The 15,224-nt window shown below is 61.7% G+C and carries 13 protein-coding genes; all 13 read left to right on the top strand.

Annotated features, from left to right (window positions below; all coding sequences use genetic code 11):
- Positions 1-96 precede the first annotated feature (96 nt).
- Complete coding sequence (locus ACX9NZ_RS07655; RefSeq protein ID WP_118652375.1) at positions 97-582, top strand: RrF2 family transcriptional regulator; 486 nt, start codon at positions 97-99, stop codon at positions 580-582.
- Positions 583-608: 26 nt separating this feature from the next.
- Positions 609-1,568 (top strand): HhH-GPD family protein, encoded by a 960-nt coding sequence (locus ACX9NZ_RS07650; RefSeq protein ID WP_294159967.1) that lies wholly within the window; start codon positions 609-611, stop codon positions 1,566-1,568.
- A gap of 145 nt (positions 1,569-1,713) precedes the next feature.
- Entirely contained in the window at positions 1,714-2,253 is a 540-nt protein-coding gene (gene rbr, locus ACX9NZ_RS07645; RefSeq protein ID WP_118652379.1) for a rubrerythrin, read from the top strand.
- A 172-nt stretch (positions 2,254-2,425) separates the two neighbouring features.
- Positions 2,426-6,286 carry a discoidin domain-containing protein gene (locus tag ACX9NZ_RS07640; protein ID WP_304291669.1) on the top strand — a complete coding sequence of 1,287 codons (3,861 nt, stop codon included), beginning with the start codon at positions 2,426-2,428 and terminating at the stop codon, positions 6,284-6,286.
- Between the two features lie 635 nt (positions 6,287-6,921).
- Positions 6,922-8,226 (top strand): DNA recombination protein RmuC, encoded by a 1,305-nt coding sequence (locus tag ACX9NZ_RS07635; protein WP_302742375.1) that lies wholly within the window; start codon positions 6,922-6,924, stop codon positions 8,224-8,226.
- A 178-nt stretch (positions 8,227-8,404) separates the two neighbouring features.
- Entirely contained in the window at positions 8,405-9,211 is an 807-nt protein-coding gene (locus tag ACX9NZ_RS07630) for a YebC/PmpR family DNA-binding transcriptional regulator (RefSeq protein ID WP_118652385.1), read from the top strand.
- Positions 9,212-9,424: 213 nt separating this feature from the next.
- Positions 9,425-9,970, top strand: coding sequence for an alkaline shock response membrane anchor protein AmaP (gene amaP / locus ACX9NZ_RS07625; RefSeq protein ID WP_118652387.1), 546 nt, complete (start codon positions 9,425-9,427; stop codon positions 9,968-9,970).
- Positions 9,960-10,415, top strand: coding sequence for a DUF2273 domain-containing protein (locus ACX9NZ_RS07620; RefSeq protein ID WP_233545994.1), 456 nt, complete (start codon positions 9,960-9,962; stop codon positions 10,413-10,415). The genes amaP and ACX9NZ_RS07620 overlap by 11 nt, the downstream gene beginning before the upstream one ends.
- Before the next feature lie 49 nt (positions 10,416-10,464).
- Positions 10,465-10,995, top strand: a complete 531-nt coding sequence (locus ACX9NZ_RS07615; RefSeq protein WP_118652389.1) for an Asp23/Gls24 family envelope stress response protein — start codon at positions 10,465-10,467, stop codon at positions 10,993-10,995.
- Positions 10,996-11,337: 342 nt separating this feature from the next.
- Positions 11,338-12,078 (top strand): methionine ABC transporter ATP-binding protein, encoded by a 741-nt coding sequence (locus ACX9NZ_RS07610; RefSeq protein ID WP_407496697.1) that lies wholly within the window; start codon positions 11,338-11,340, stop codon positions 12,076-12,078.
- Positions 12,071-12,736, top strand: coding sequence for a methionine ABC transporter permease (locus ACX9NZ_RS07605; protein WP_317440153.1), 666 nt, complete (start codon positions 12,071-12,073; stop codon positions 12,734-12,736). The genes ACX9NZ_RS07610 and ACX9NZ_RS07605 overlap by 8 nt, the downstream gene beginning before the upstream one ends.
- Before the next feature lie 367 nt (positions 12,737-13,103).
- Positions 13,104-13,973, top strand: coding sequence for a MetQ/NlpA family ABC transporter substrate-binding protein (locus ACX9NZ_RS07600; RefSeq protein ID WP_118652395.1), 870 nt, complete (start codon positions 13,104-13,106; stop codon positions 13,971-13,973).
- A 166-nt stretch (positions 13,974-14,139) separates the two neighbouring features.
- Positions 14,140-15,165, top strand: coding sequence for a YitT family protein (locus ACX9NZ_RS07595; RefSeq protein WP_118652397.1), 1,026 nt, complete (start codon positions 14,140-14,142; stop codon positions 15,163-15,165).
- The last annotated feature ends 59 nt before the right edge of the window (positions 15,166-15,224 follow it).

The raw sequence follows: 15,224 nt of genomic DNA, 5'->3' as shown, positions 1-15,224 counted from the left end.
ATCGGTGCCGAATGGCGCACTATGCTCGACCACGAGTTTATTTGCCAACCACGCATAACGTCTCGAATAGATTTCGTTTACTCGCAAGGAGAAGAGATGGACATCTCCCGCAAGACCGACTATGCCCTGCGCATGCTTTCCATGTTGGCGGAAGGCGAGGATAGCCTTCTGTCCGTGCGTACGGCCGCCGAGACGGTGGATGTGCCGTATTCTTTTGCCCGCTCCATTCAGCACGGTCTGGTGCAGGCGGGGATTATCGAGAGCCTGCGCGGTGTCCGCGGCGGCATGCGGCTTAAAGTCGACCCCAAAGATGTGACGATTCGTCAGATCGTCGAGGCGGTCCAGGGCCCGCTCGTCATGAACGATTGCACGGCGGAGGACGGGATATGCCCTCGCATGGATGAATGCTGCTATCATCCCCTGTGGATAGGAGCCCAGGAGCTGCTTCGCAATTATCTGGACTCCGTTACGCTCGATGACGTCGTCAATCGACGGCAGCATCCCGCGGTCGACCCCAAGTTCGCCGATCGCTCGCGTTTTCCCGAGTACGCCGGGTGCTCCAGGGGGTGCTCGTGCGTGTAGCCGCATGATCCTCTAAGGAGCTCAAGATGAACATGGACCCCTTCCGCACGCTGGTTCGCACGGAAGGGGTTCGTTTGTATCGAGACCTTCCGTGGCGTCGCACGCGCGACCCGTATAAGATCTGGCTTTCGGAGGTCATGCTTCAGCAGACGCAGGTCGCCCGCGTGGAGACGCGGTGGGCGGAATGGCTCGATGCGTTCCCGAGCGTCTTCGCGCTGGCAGAGGCCGGTACTGCTGAGGTTCTCGCGGCTTGGCAGGGTATGGGGTACAATCGTCGCGCTCTGGCGCTCAAGGCGGCTGCTGAGGAGATCGTTCGCGGGTACGATGGGGTGTTTCCCGCGGGTACGAAGGAGCTCATCGCCTTGCCGGGGATCGGCCCGGCGACTGCGCAGGGCATCCGATCCTTTGCGTTTGACTTGCCAGGGGTCTACCTGGAGACGAATGTGCGCACCGTTCTTCTACACCACCTGTTCCCCGATGTGCCGGGCGTGCCCGATAGGGAACTTGTGCCGCTGGCGGAGGCGACATGTCCCGCAGCTCCCGCATCGTGCGGGGCGGAAGCGGATTGCTTCGCTGGCCAGAAACCGGGCGCCTTGATGGCTGCCGACGCGAGGTCCGCGGACCCCTTCGCTATGCCCCAGGATCCCGATGACACGCCGCGCACCTGGTACTATGCCATGCTCGACTATGGTGCGTATCTCAAGAAGACCGTTCCCAACCCCTCGCGTCGTGCCAAGGCATATACGCGCCAATCGCGATTTGAAGGCTCACGCCGTCAGAAGCGGGCGGAAATCGTGCGCCAGTTGTTGGATGCCCAGGCGCGTGGCGAGCGGGCGAGCACCGCTTCGCTGCATGCCGCCCTCAACGACGTCGAGCGCACTGCCGGACGTCCGCCCGTTGAGGGGGAGCTCGTCGAATCCATATTGACCGATCTCGCCCGCGAGGGATTTTGCCGGGAGTGTGAAGGGGCGTGGGTGATCGTCTAGGGCGATCGAGCGAGCTTTTGCAAGAGCGGGCGCGAGTGGGGTACAAGAGATTTACGGGCGTCTTTGCAGGCGGTCCCGTTGGGGTTCCGCTCGATGTGGCGCATCGACGGCGCCTTTCGATTCCTACGCCACCTAGGAGGTATTCATGGATTTCGAGAATTCCCAGACCAAGAAGAACCTCGAGGCCGCTTTTGCGGGCGAGTCTCAGGCCCACACCAAGTACCGCTACTACGCTTCCAGGGCCAAGAAGGACGGCTTCGTTCAGATCTCCAACATCTTCATGGAGACCGCTCTGAATGAGTCCGAGCATGCCAAGCTCTGGTTCAAGGAGCTGCATGGAGGCGAAGTCCCCGGCACCCTCGATAACCTGCGCGATGCTGCTGCCGGTGAGAATTACGAGTGGACGACCATGTACGACGAGTTTGCCAAGACCGCCGACGAGGAGGGCTTCACCGCTATCGCCGCCAAGTTCCGCGGTGTCGGTGCCGTCGAGAAGGCTCACGAGGAGCGCTACAACAAGCTTGCCGAGCGCGTTGAGAAGGGCGAGGTCTTCACCCGCGAGGGCGTGAAGGTGTGGAAGTGCCTCAACTGCGGTCACCTGCACGTGGGCCCCACCGCCCCCGAGATGTGCCCCGTCTGCGCTCATCCGCAGTCCTACTTCGAGGAGCAGGTCGTTAACTACTAGACCGCAGCGCATATACGCGTGGTTTGGCGGTGCGCCGGAGAGGAGATCTTCGGCGCACCGCCTTATCTTTTGCTTAAGAAATGTGTCGGCTCAAGGGGCATTCCCTCAAGCGTGATTATTCGGTACGATGGACTGGCACTTCAAACGTACTACATCTCATAGGGAGCCCATTGTGACCAACCCCGCTCGCTACGAGGACATGGGTCTTGTTGACTCACGTGTCCGAGCCGCACTCAACCCCGTTGGCCGCTCCACCAAGACGGTGCTCATGGCTGCGATGATCGCGACCGCAACGGTTTCAACCGCTGGTATCGCTGTCCCCTCAATTGCCCATGCGGCTCCCCAGGGTGGTGCCATTCAAACGCTCGAATCGTACGATGCGCAGATTCGCTCGCTTGTCGAAAAACAGGACCTTGTCGCCCGTGCTGCTGCCGGAACGCTCGACGAGGCCTCGGAGCGCCTGATTCTTCAGCGAGAGCTGGTGCGTCGTGCCGGATATGAGCAGCTGAGCGAATTACGGGCCTCTTCAACCGATGCAAGCGAGTTCCTCGATTGGTTCATGGGTGACCTCGCGGCGCTGCGCTATTACGTCACGGGCGGCGAGGTGTGGACCAACGCCAAGAACAACGTAGCGACCCACGCCGACTACATCAAGTCGCTCGGCATCTTCATGCGCCTGCGCAAGACGAACGCCGCCGACCTTACGGCACCGGGTGCCGATGCGGATGTGTACCTGCGCATGATGGTTGCGGCATCCCTCGATGTCTCTGGTCGTGCGCGCCTGTGGACGGGCGATCCGGGGTTTGTGTCCGACCCGCTCGTGCGCTACTACACCATCAAGACATTCCGCTCCGATGAGCGCTATCGCTTTAAGAAGGACCTGTTCGACGCGTTGCCGGTCGAGAGCATGCGCCTGGTCTTCGAAAACCAGATCACCGATGCGGAGCTGCCCTGGTTGGCGAATTACTCGCTCGCCAAGTTCTCCGCCACTGACGACAAAACTGAGGATAGTCGCCTGAACGCGTACTCCTACATCTGGTATGACGGTGGTTATGCGAGCAACGGCGGGTACAGCAACGTGCGTTTTTACAACGATGCCGAGTTCAACGGCCCTGTTGAGGAGATGAAGTCCTCCAACGGTGCGCCCGGCAAGCCCCTCAAAGTCTGGCAGGGCGGCTGGAAGGAGAAGTACCAGCTTTCCTACACGGACGCGCACTTCCCGAATGCCGAGGCGAACGACCTCTATCACATCGGTTGCGGCGACGTTTCTTCCGTTCCGGGTGCCACACAGGATAAGACCAAGTACCACCGTCTCTGGATGGTGTTTGAGAAGGGTGGCGTGTGCGGAGCCCTCGCCAAGACCTTCGCCAACCTCAACGGTATGGTCGGCGTGCCCTCGTTCGTGGTGGGCCAGCCCGGCCACGCCGCCACGCTCACCTATGAGCTGCGCGCCGATGCGAACGGCACGATGGTGCCGACGTATCGCATCCAAAACGACGTATCGGGATGGGGCAAGAGCAAGAGCCCGTCTGCAGCCCACTGGCTCAACGGGTGGGGGCGCGGCATTACGGGCGAGTTCGCAGGTATGTACACGCTCTATGCCACGGAGGCCCTCTCCGATTGGGTGGGGTACGTCCGCAGTTACGAGACGCGCCTGATCGCCGCGAGCCTCGATGAGGGTTCCACCGTTCGCGAGCAGGCGATTGATGCCGCCCGCGGGGCGCAGCCCATCAACTTCGATGCACTTTGGGCAAAGATCGAGCTCCTCGGCGCGCGCGATGCCGCCGCCGCTGAATGGGAGGCACTGGCCAAGGAGATCGCCGAGCAGCTCAAGTTCTACCCGCTGCCCATGCATGACCTCATCAAAAACATCAACAAGCGCACCGACGGCTCGCAGTTCGCCGCCTTGGAGGCCATCAGGCTCGATGCGCTCCAGCGCGCGTCCAAGGTCGACAAGAGCCAGACGGTCAATCACGATGCCTGTGCGCGCGTGGCCAAGATGCTCATGGGCGAGGCCGATGGTGTGGTGGCGACCTTCTCGTTCGATGGCGATCAGGCGGGTGTGATCGCGCTGGGTGAGCACCTTCGCGGCGGAGGCGTGCCGTGGAGGTTCAGCCTCGACGGCGGCAAGACATGGTCCGACCAGACGGATGGTCAGGTCGAGGTCGTCTTAACCGCCGATCAGATCGCCTCCATCAACGCCGAGACGGATATCCAGATCCAGCTCATCGGCGCGAGCGTCATCAACTGCATCGATATCGTGGCGGGTCAGGCTCCCTCGCTCAAGTGCGAGGCGAACGACCGCGCGAACCGCATCTATTTCTTTGACGGCAAGGTTCCCAATGGACTCGAGATGCGCGTGGACGGCGGTTCGTGGGAGCCGCTGGATGTTGAGCGGACGTACAAGGGGAATCGCACGGTCGAGCTGCGCGTGCCCGCGCGGGGAACCACCACTGCCTCCAACCCGGCCGTGTTCACGTTCACCGCGGGCGACCGCGATGCAAATTTCGTTCCGTATGAGGAGATGGTGGTCAACTCCTATTCTTCCTCTCGCGATGGCGCGGCGATGGCCCAGCGCGTGATCGATGGCTACTACGGACCGGGCAACGAGTTCTGGATCACGAGCCGCGAGAAGACAAGCGATGCCTGGATCGTGCTCGACCTTGGACATGAGCGTGCCGTCACGGATGTCGATTACTGGCGTCCCAAGAACCTGGGCACCAATGGCGTTCCCCGGTGGGATCGCATGGCGGTGACGGTGTCGGTTGCGCCCGATACGGGCCTTGCTGCCGGGGTTCCGGTGGATGCCTCGGCCTTTAAGGAAGTCGAGCGCTTTGGTAAGGGTGGCACGAAGGTGCCCGGGTGGCAGGAGAGCACGCTGAGCACCCGTTTGACGCTGAGCGACGGTCCAGTGATGGCTCGCTACGTCAAGTTGCACCTGAACGACATCTACTTCAGCGCGACGCTCATCGATGTGTGGGAGGCCCACGAGCCCGGCTTGGAAGCCGATGAGGTGGTCTTTGATTCGATGCGCGAGGGTGAGGCGACTCCCGTCCCCATCGCTCTCGAGTTGAAGAACACAAGCAAGGTCGATGTGCAGATCGAGGGCGTGACGCTCGATTCCGACGCGTTTGAGCTGCGCGGTTCCGGCTCGACTACGATCCCCGCCGGCGGCACGGACGCATCCTGGCAGGTGGTGCCGAAAGCCGGGCTTGCGGTGGGGTCGCACCGGGCGGCTGCCAAGGTTGCCTATCGGGCTGTGGGAACCGAGGCTACCGCGCGCACGCTCAGCATTCCGGTGATGATCGAGGTCTCCCCGGCGGACGTCAGCGTTTCCGTAGATGTTGAGAAGCTCGGGCAGGATTCGGTTCGCCTGAACGCCCGCGTTGAGGGCGCAGAGGGCTTGGGAGCCCGCGTGGAGTACGCCCTGTGCGATACGAACCAAGCGCCTGACGCGGTGACGGTCGCCGACGCTACTGAGGGACCGCAGGTGCAGGGAAATCCCCTCAACACCTGGACGAGCGATCCGGTGTTCAGCGGCTTGACGCCCGGCGAGACGTATTATGCCTTCGTGCGCGTGACGGGTGTGCCCGGTTTAGGTGCGGTGACTTCCGGCGAGGGAGCACCCGTTGAGATCGTGCCCGATGTCGTTGACCCCGATGGCGGCGACGGCAACGGCGGCAATGGCGGCGGCGATACCGGCGGCAACAACGGCGACAACCAGGGTGGCGACCAAGGTGACGGTAACGATAACGGAGACGCCGGGAACAACGGCGACAGCCAGGGCGACGGCGGCAACGATGGCTCCGGCGGCCAGGAGACTCCCGATGAAGACGGGAACCAGGACGATAATGACGGCGCCAAGGATGAGAGTGGCGACGAGACACCTCAGAATTCCCTCGGCAGTAAGCCCGAAACCCTTCCCGGAACGGGCGACGCGTCGGCTCATGGCGTGATGGCGTCCGCTGCGGGCGTCGCGTCCATGGCGGCAGCCGCCTTCAGCCGTTTGAGGTCGCGCCGCGAAGACCGGTAGGGCAGGCCACAACGGGAGATGCGCGTTTGGCGCATGTGACCATCCCGCGTCAAGCCTCAACTCGATCCGGGCTTGACGCGGGAACTTTTTAGTGCAATTCTGGAGAAGTCGGTTCCATGCATGCCTCCATAAGGAGGGCTTTTGCATGGACCTTTTTCTTAAACACGCGCCGTGCACGCAGGTGCCGGCATCCGCATCCGGTGGAGGAAACGCCCCGCGCACAAAGGGACGGCGCGCCGCGCGAAAGGAACGCTTCCCGCAGGTAGACGTTGGAGAGTTCGAGCGCGCAGCTTCCGGGGGCGAGGGCGTGCAACGCCTTGCGGCTGCGGAGGCATACGCTGCCGAGAGGGCATACGACGTCAAGAGGATGCGTCGCGGGGCACTTTTGGGGGTCTTGCGGGCGGTGTTGTTGGCTTTGGCGGTACCCGTTCTCGTTGCTGCGGTCTTCGTCGCTTCATATGCGTTGACGTGCATTTTGGATGGTGCAACTCCCGAGGAACTCATGGACGCTCTCGCTGCCTTATTTGATAGGATCTGCTCGATCGCGTAGTGCGGGGGTTCGCCTTGGCTTTGGTGCGATACGAATGGCGACTGCTAAGATGAGGTTATTCGAAAGCGGATAAGGGGTTGAGGGAATGGGAATCGAGCTTATAACGATGGTCGCATCGGTCATGGCGGCAGTGCTTGCTGCCTGGTCGACCGTCGCGTGCGTCCGCCTGCGCCGCGCACACATGGAGCATCGGGAAGAAAGAGAGCGCTCGATTGCCGAGCGAGAGCAGATGCATGAGACCCTTACCGCCGCAGGCAGCGCTCTGTCTCAAGTTTCCGCTGCCGTGAATGCCGCGCTTGATGGGTTGTCGAGCCTGTCGATAATCGAGCAGCAACATTTCGAGGCGCAATCGCGCGCGTTCGATCAGATGGGTGTTAGGGTGGACGATGTTCGCCGCGAGACAACTCAGTATTTGGAAAAGACGCGCGAGACGGTTGATGCGCAGCTCGGTGCGATGCGCAGTGATAACGAGCGCAAGCTCGAGGCCATCCGTGTCACGGTGGACGAGAAGCTCGCCACGACCCTCAATGACCGCCTGGGCGCCTCTTTTAAACAGGTGAGCGATCAACTCGAGGCGGTGTACCGCGGATTGGGGGACATGCAGTCTATCGCGACGGGCGTGGGCGACCTCAAACGGGTGCTCTCCAACGTCAAGACGCGCGGCATGCTGGGAGAGGTTCAGTTGGCGGCGATTCTGTCCGAGATTCTCGCGCCCGACCAATATGCCGAGAATGTCGCCACCAAACCGGGCAGTGCAGATCGCGTCGAGTTCGCCGTCAAACTACCGGTTGAGGAGGGCGAGCCGATTTGGCTGCCCATCGACTCAAAGTTCCCCGGCGACACCTACGAGCACCTGCGCGATGCGATGGATGCGGGCGATGCCGAGGGAATCGCCGCCGCCCGTCGTACGCTCGAGCAGGTCATCAAGCTTGAGGCGAAGGACATTTCCGCCAAATATCTGAGCGTTCCCGAGACGACGAACTTCGGCATCATGTTCCTGCCGTTCGAAGGCCTGTATGCCGAGGTTGTCGACCGGCCGGGGCTTATCGAGTGCCTACAGCGCGACTACCAGGTGAACGTGGCAGGGCCCTCGACCATGGCGGTGATCCTCAATAGCCTGCAATTGAGCTATCAGACGTTCGCGTTCCAACGCCGCGCCGACGAGATCCAAAAGGTGCTAAGCGCCGTCAAGGCGGAGTTCCCCAAGTATCAAGCGGAGTTGCGCCGCGCGCTCAAGCAGATCGAGACTGCCGGGAAGACGGTGGACGGAATCATCAACACGCGCACGAACGTAATTGAGCGCAAGCTCAGGAGCGTGACCGCTTTGGAAGACGATATGCTTGCTGCCGAACTGCTCGGAATCGAGGCCGTGGACGCGGACGAGTTGTGACGCGCCGGCGGGCGTGCCAACGTGCCCTTGGGGGCGTGCCCCCTTTGGCACGCGTGTGAAGCTCGTGGTAAACCCCTTTCGCATGCTCCGCAATCGGTATATCATGCTGAGCGTGTGTTTATATGGGCTTGAGGCGCGTAGTCATGTGTCGAGAGCGGGTAAATAGAAGGAGCATCACATGTCCGGACACTCTAAATGGGCCACAACCAAGCACCGCAAGGGTGCGCAGGACGCCAAGCGTTCCGCCCTGTTCTCCAAGTTGAGCCGTAACATCACCGTCGCGGCCCGTCTGGGCAACGATCCCAACCCGGACAACAACGCCTCCCTTGCCGCTGCCGTCGCCAAGGCAAAGGCTCAGTCCATGCCCAAGGACAAGATCAAGGCCGCTATCGACAAGGCCTTCGGTTCCGGTGCCGACGCCGCCGTGTACGAGAACATCGTGTACGAGGGCTACGGTCCCGCGGGCGTCGCCGTGTATGTCGAGTGCCTGACCGATAACCGCAATCGCACCGCCGCCGATGTTCGCTCCGCGTTCTCCCACGCGGGTGGCAACCTGGGCACTTCCGGCTCCGTGTCGTTCCAGTTCGAGCGCAAGGGCCAGGTCGTCGTTGCCAAGCAGATCGTCGACCCCAACGATAAGAAGGAGAACCTCATGGCCAACGGCGCTGCTGGCGATGAGGAGGAGTTCATGATGGCCGTTGCCGAGGCCGGTGGCGACGATTACGAGGATGCCGGCGAGGAGTGGGTTGTGTGGACCGCCGCCGGTGACCTCATGGCCGTCTCGAAGGGCATTGAGTCCCAGGGCATCGAGGTCAAGGGTGCCGAGCTCACCATGGTTCCCACCACCCCGACGTCCGTCTCTGGCACTGATGCCAAGAAGGTCCAGCGTCTCATTGACCGCCTCGAGGAGCTTGACGACGTTCAGGACGTCTACTCCACCATGGATATGACCGACGAGGTCATCGCTGCCCTCGAGGAGGAGTAGGTTCGGGGTTCCCGAGGCGCCGCATCGTGACGTGCAAGTCGTCGCTTGTTTGAGCCGGGTTCGCTATGTGGCGGGCCCGGCTTTTCCCTAGAGCGGCGTGTTCGCCGTATAATCGAGAAGCGTGCCATGATGCTTTACGGGCTATCGGGGTACAAAAGGTGAAATGTGTGCGGGCGCCGTGGTGCCCGCGATGTGTAAGAGAGAGGAGGAGCCATGCGGCGAATACGCAGAATCGGGCTGGTTTTGTATCTCATCGCCGGTGTATTGGTGGTCGGCGCATGCGCGGGCTCCCTCTTTGGTCCCTATACGGAGCGGTTCGCCTCGATGCTCGCATCGGGGTCCGGCCGCGTGACTATGGCCATCTGCCTGGTCATTGTCGCCCTGAATCTAATCGCCGTCCTGATGTACCTGCTCGTTGATCGCCCTGAGCCCACGTGCATGCGGTTGGCGGGCAACGCGGATATCGAGGTTTCGACTGAGGCTTTGGCTTCCATTGCGCGATCTGCTGCCGCGGAGCGCGATGTGATGGTCGAAGATGTTCGCGCACGTGTTGTGGGCCGCGATAAATCCGCTGTGGACATTCGCATCGAGGCGATTGCGCTCACGCAGCACAATGCGGAGGGCCTTGCGCATCGTGTGCAGCAACGTGTCCAAGACGCCTGTCACAAGATGCTCGGAGTGGCCGGTGCGCGTGTGCACGTACGTTTTCTCCCGAGTAAAACCGTGACCGTGACGAAGGAGGTCTCCGGTGAGCGATAATTCCCATGCGCCCAAGGTGCCAAAAGCGATAGTCGAGCAACTCGAGGTCCATGTTGAGGGCGTTGGGGAGCGGGGGACAGGTGATACCCCCGGTCCTTCGGATCGAGATGCGGCCGAGGCCTCTGCTCAGAAGGGCTCCTCGCACATGGGTGGGGATGGCGCGCAAGGCGGTGCGCATACCTCTCGTCGTGATTTCCAACGCGCGACCATCGGCTTGTTTGAAGGGCTCGGTCGTACGGCATGGGCGTATGCCAATGCTCATCCGCATGCCACGCTGTACGGCATCATCGGCTTTGTGCTGGCGGTGCTCATCTTGGTGATTGGCCTGTGGGACACGATCGTCATCGCGGTGTTCGTGTTTGTGGGTACGGTCATTGGCCAAATGGTCGATGGCGACAATGCGGCGGTCAACTTTATTCGCCGCGTGCTCGATGGGCGTAAATAGGCGCACGGTCGGTTCGTGTGAGTTTGGGATTTGCGGATAGGAGCGAATCATGGCAGACAGTAAAGAGTTTTTGGATAACAAGGACGCTGACGCGGTGGAGACGGTCGAACGGGCGTCGTCCGACGACGCGGCTGAGGCGACTGACGCCATCGAGGACGTCGAGATCGGTGAGGTCCTTGCCGAGTCTGAAGAAGACGACGACTCCGAGGACTCTCTCACCTACTCCAACGGTGTGATTGAGAAGATCGTCGCCATGGCCACGCGCGAGGTCCCGCATGTGTTGGGCATGAAGGGCAACCTCATGCACCTCGTCCAGGAGACCTTCGGCGCGGAGAACCTTTCCAAGGGCGTTACCATCGAGGTGACCGACGACAACCGCGTGGTGGTCAACATCTCCGTCATCATCGAGTACGGGTGCTATGCCCCCGCCATCTTCGAGGACGTCAAGGAGCGCGTGACCGAGCGCCTCACTGCCATGACCGGCCTTGAGGTCGCGGGCATCAACCTGCGCATTGAGGACGTTGTCACGCGCGAGGAGTACGAGGCGAGCCGTCGCCGTCACGCCGAGGACGCCGAGTAGGGACGGCCGCGTCTCATGGGGCCCGCGCCCTCGCCGTTTCGAGGTAAGGGGCGGACTCGGGCAGATGCGTTGCTTTCGATTAAAGGGGCCCTTCGGGGTCCCTTTTGTTACATGGTAGTTTCCCAGCTTGCCCGATATAAGGTACCCTGTTACTCTCATCCCCATGATTACGTTTGTTGGACATAGCGCGAACATGATGATGGTCATGGAGATGCCCTCGCCCGGGCACTTTGTCATGCCGCGCGATTTCCGCGTGCTGATAGAGACCGGGCGCCTCCACTAGGTTGTCTCCGGCGGGAGATGGCCACAGGTCCCATTCCATCTTCAAGCGGAGTTTTCCTCGTGATCAGCATCAAGCATGTGTACAAAACGTATGACGGGGGCGCCGAGGCGCTCTCTGACATCAATCTCGAGATCGCCGACGGCGACATCTTCGGCATCATCGGTATGAGCGGTGCCGGCAAGTCGACGCTCGTTCGCACCATCAACCTGCTGGAGCGTCCCACGACGGGCGTCATCGAGGTCGATGGCCGTGACGTCACCGCGCTTTCTGGCGAGGAGCTTCGCGCGTATCGCCGTCGCGTGGCGATGATCTTCCAGAACTTTGGCCTGCTGGCGCAAAAGACCGTGCTGGACAACGTCTGCTTCCCGTTCCTCGCCGCCGCCGGCAAGGTGACGGAGGAAAACCGCACCCGTGCTCTCGAGCTACTCGACCGCGTTGGCCTTGCGGAGAAGGCGCAGAGCTATCCCAGCCAGCTCTCCGGCGGGCAGAAGCAGCGCGTGGCCATTGCCCGCGCGCTCGCTTGCGAGCCCGAGGTCATTCTCTGCGACGAGGCTACCTCCGCCCTCGACCCCAAGAGCACCAACACGATCCTCAAGCTGCTGCGCGATATCAATCGCGAGACCGGCGTGACGCTGGTGGTCATCACCCACTCCATGGACGTGGTCGAGAAGATCTGCAACAACGTCGCGGTGCTCGAGCACGGCCGCGTGGTGGAGCAGGGGAGCGTGGCGGAGGTTTTCGCCGCGCCCCGGGCTGAGGCCACGCGCGTATTGCTTGGAAAGGTGGATTGGGATGCTTAACGATTTCCTCGCGGAGTTCGCTCCGCTGCTCATTCAGGGTACCGTCGACACGCTTGTCATGGTGTTCGCATCCACAGCGGTTGCCTATGTGATCGGCACGGTGCTCGGCGTAATCTTGCACCTCACGGCCCCCGGCGGTCTGCGCCCCGTTCCCGCGCTCAACGCGGTTTTGGGCTGGGTGGTCAACATCGGACGCTCTCTGCCGTTCATCATTTTGCTCATCGCCCTCATGCCCGCCACGCAGGCACTCGTGGGCACCTCCACCGGCGTAGTGGGCGTCATTCCGCCCCTGGTGGTCGCTACCGCCCCGTTCGTGGCGCGCATGGTCGAGCAGTCGCTCGCCGAGGTGAGCCGCGACGCCGTTGAGGCCGCTGAGGCCTGCGGCGCGTCCGTCCCGCGTATCGTGTTCTCCGCGCTTCTGCCCGAGGCACTGCCGAGCATCGTGCGCGGCGTCGCCGTGACGCTCATCGCCGTACTGGGCTACACCGCCATCGCCGGTGCCGTGGGTGCGGGCGGTCTGGGCGACATTGCCATCCGTTACGGTTACTACCGCTATGAGGATGAGGCCATGATCGTCACGGTCGTCCTGCTCGTTGTCCTCGTCCAGCTCATCCAGTCCGTCTGCAACGCCATTGCTCGCAAAGTGGACCACCGCTAGAGGTTGGTTTGCTGCTAAGGGCTTTGGCTCGTCGATTTCGAGGCGTTGCCCTCGTGTATCTGGCACCGCCTGCCCGCGCCCTCTACGATGTGGGCACGAGGTTGGGTCCTCGTGCCGGCGCGCATGGGTCTCGTGCCGCCGCGTATTGCTCGGCACAAGACGCGAAAGTGCACTCTCGCGGCGCTTTCGAGTCGTTTTGGCCCCAGTCCTTCCGCGAGAGTTAACTCTCGCGTCACTTTAGGGGCGATTCATCCGCAAATCCTCCGCGAAAGGTAACTTTCGCGGAAGGTGAGGGATGGGGGGGGGTGAACCAACGGCCCTCGATTCCCTCCCGCCAACTGTGTTTTCCATCTGAAAGGATTCCATCATGAAGAACTTCAACACCTCCATTTCCCGCCGCTCCCTTGTTGCTTCCGCTTTCGCGGGCCTTGGCGTTGTCGCTTTGGGCGGTCTGACTGCCTGCGGCGGGTCTGGCACCGCTGCCGAGGGCTCCGCTGCCGCCGGCTCGACCACGCTCACCGTGGCTGCAAGCCCCGCTCCCCATGCCGAGATCCTCAACGACTTCGCCGCGCCGCTGCTTGCCAAGGAGGGTATCGAGCTTAAGGTGAAGGAGTACACCGATTACATCCAGCCCAACAAGGACACCACGTCGGGCGCGGTGGACGCCAACTACTTCCAGCACATCACCTACCTGGAGAACTACAACGCCGAGAACGGTACCGACCTCGTCTCCGCGGGGCTGATTCACTACGAGCCCTTCGCCGTGTACGCCGGCACCTCCAACGACCTCGACGCCATCGCCGACGGTGCCACCATCGCCGTGCCTAACGATCCCACCAACGAGGGCCGTGCGCTGCTCCTGCTGCAGGACCTGGGCCTCATTGCCCTCAGCGATCCCGAGAACCTCGAGGCCACGCCGAAGGACATTAAGGACAACCCGCACAACCTCAAGTTCCAGGAGCTCGAGGCCGCTGCGCTTCCGCGTGCCCTCTCTTCGGTGGATTTTGCGGTCATCAACGGCAATTACGCCATCGAGGCGGGCTACCACGTGGCCGACGCTCTGGCTCACGAGTCCTCCGATTCCCTTGCCGTCGAGAAGTACGCCAATATCATCTGCGTTGCGAAGAACAACGAGGATTCCAAGGCCGTCAAGGCGCTCGTCAAGGTCCTGACCTCGGATGACTTTAAGGCGTATCTTGAGGAGAACTACGGCGAGGATGTTCTTCCGGCGTTCTAAAGCTTGCTCGACCGCCCAGTTGCGCATCCGCGCAAGACGGGCTCTCGTGTACTTCTTCGGGCTGTCCCGCGCGCACGGGACGGCCCGTTTTCTTGAGTGCGCTTGGTTTCCGCTTGCGTCGTCGCGCCGGCGCGTTACCATCAGGGCGCTATGGTTTCGGCGGACGATGGAGCGCGCGGTGGAAGAGCACGATAGCGGCAGGCAGGGCACCTTCGCGGCGGAGGGAACGGACGGTTGCCTCGCCACAGGGCATACGCCGCCTGTGGAGCCTTTGGAGCACTTGGTTTCCGAGGAGGATATCCGTCGCGGTGAGCGGGCTGGCGCCAAGCGTAGCAAGGACCCGGGCTTTCTTCATTTCTTCGCCGTCCTCAACGGCGGCCTCATCTTAACGGCACTCGCCATCGTCTTGTTTAAGACGCCCAATCACTTTGCCTTTGGCGGTACGTCTGGCGTGTCGGTTATCCTATCCACGCTGTTCCCGTCGCTGCCCGTTGGTGCGTTCATGTGGATCATCAACATCGCGCTCGTGGTGCTCGGTTTCATATTCCTTGAGCGCAAGGCAATCCTCTGGAGCGTGTTTGCGTCCTTTGCGCTTTCGGGGTATGTCTCGTTGTTCGAAATGCTGTTCCCGGGAGTCTCGACTACATCGATCACGGGCGATATGTGGCTCGATTTGTGCTTTGCCGTGATCTTGCCGGCGATTGGCAGTGCCATGGTGTTCGACATCGGCGCTTCAACGGGCGGCACGGACATCCTTGCCATGATTCTCAAGCGTCACAGTACGCTTGAGATCGGTCGCGCGCTGCTGCTGGTGGACATCGGAATCGTGTGTATCGCCGCGGTTCTGTACGGTCCGCGCGTGGGTCTTTACTGCGTGCTTGGCCTGTTTGCCAAGACGCTCGTGGTCGATAAGGCAATCGAGAGCATTCACCTGCGCAAAGTATGTACCATCATCTGCAAGGAACCTCTCAAGGTCGAGACCTATATCGTTAAGGAGCTCAACCGCACCGCCACGATCAGCCGTGGGTACGGTGCTTTCTCCGGCCAGCTCGTCACCGTGATCATGTGTGTGCTCAGTCGTCGCGAGGCGGTGAAGCTGCGTCGCTATGCGCGCGAGGTCGATCCGGGCTGTTTTATCACGATTGTGGACAGCTCTGAGATTGTTGGCAAGGGCTTTAGAGGTGTTAATTAATAAGACGTGCGGGGTTTATTGAAGATGCCCGCGTAGATGGCCTTGCCAATGGTGCGCGA

This window comes from Collinsella sp. BM28 (assembly GCF_054551995.1).
The sequence above is the reverse complement of the archived record's forward strand: the minus strand, read 5'-3'. Positions and strand labels throughout refer to the sequence as shown.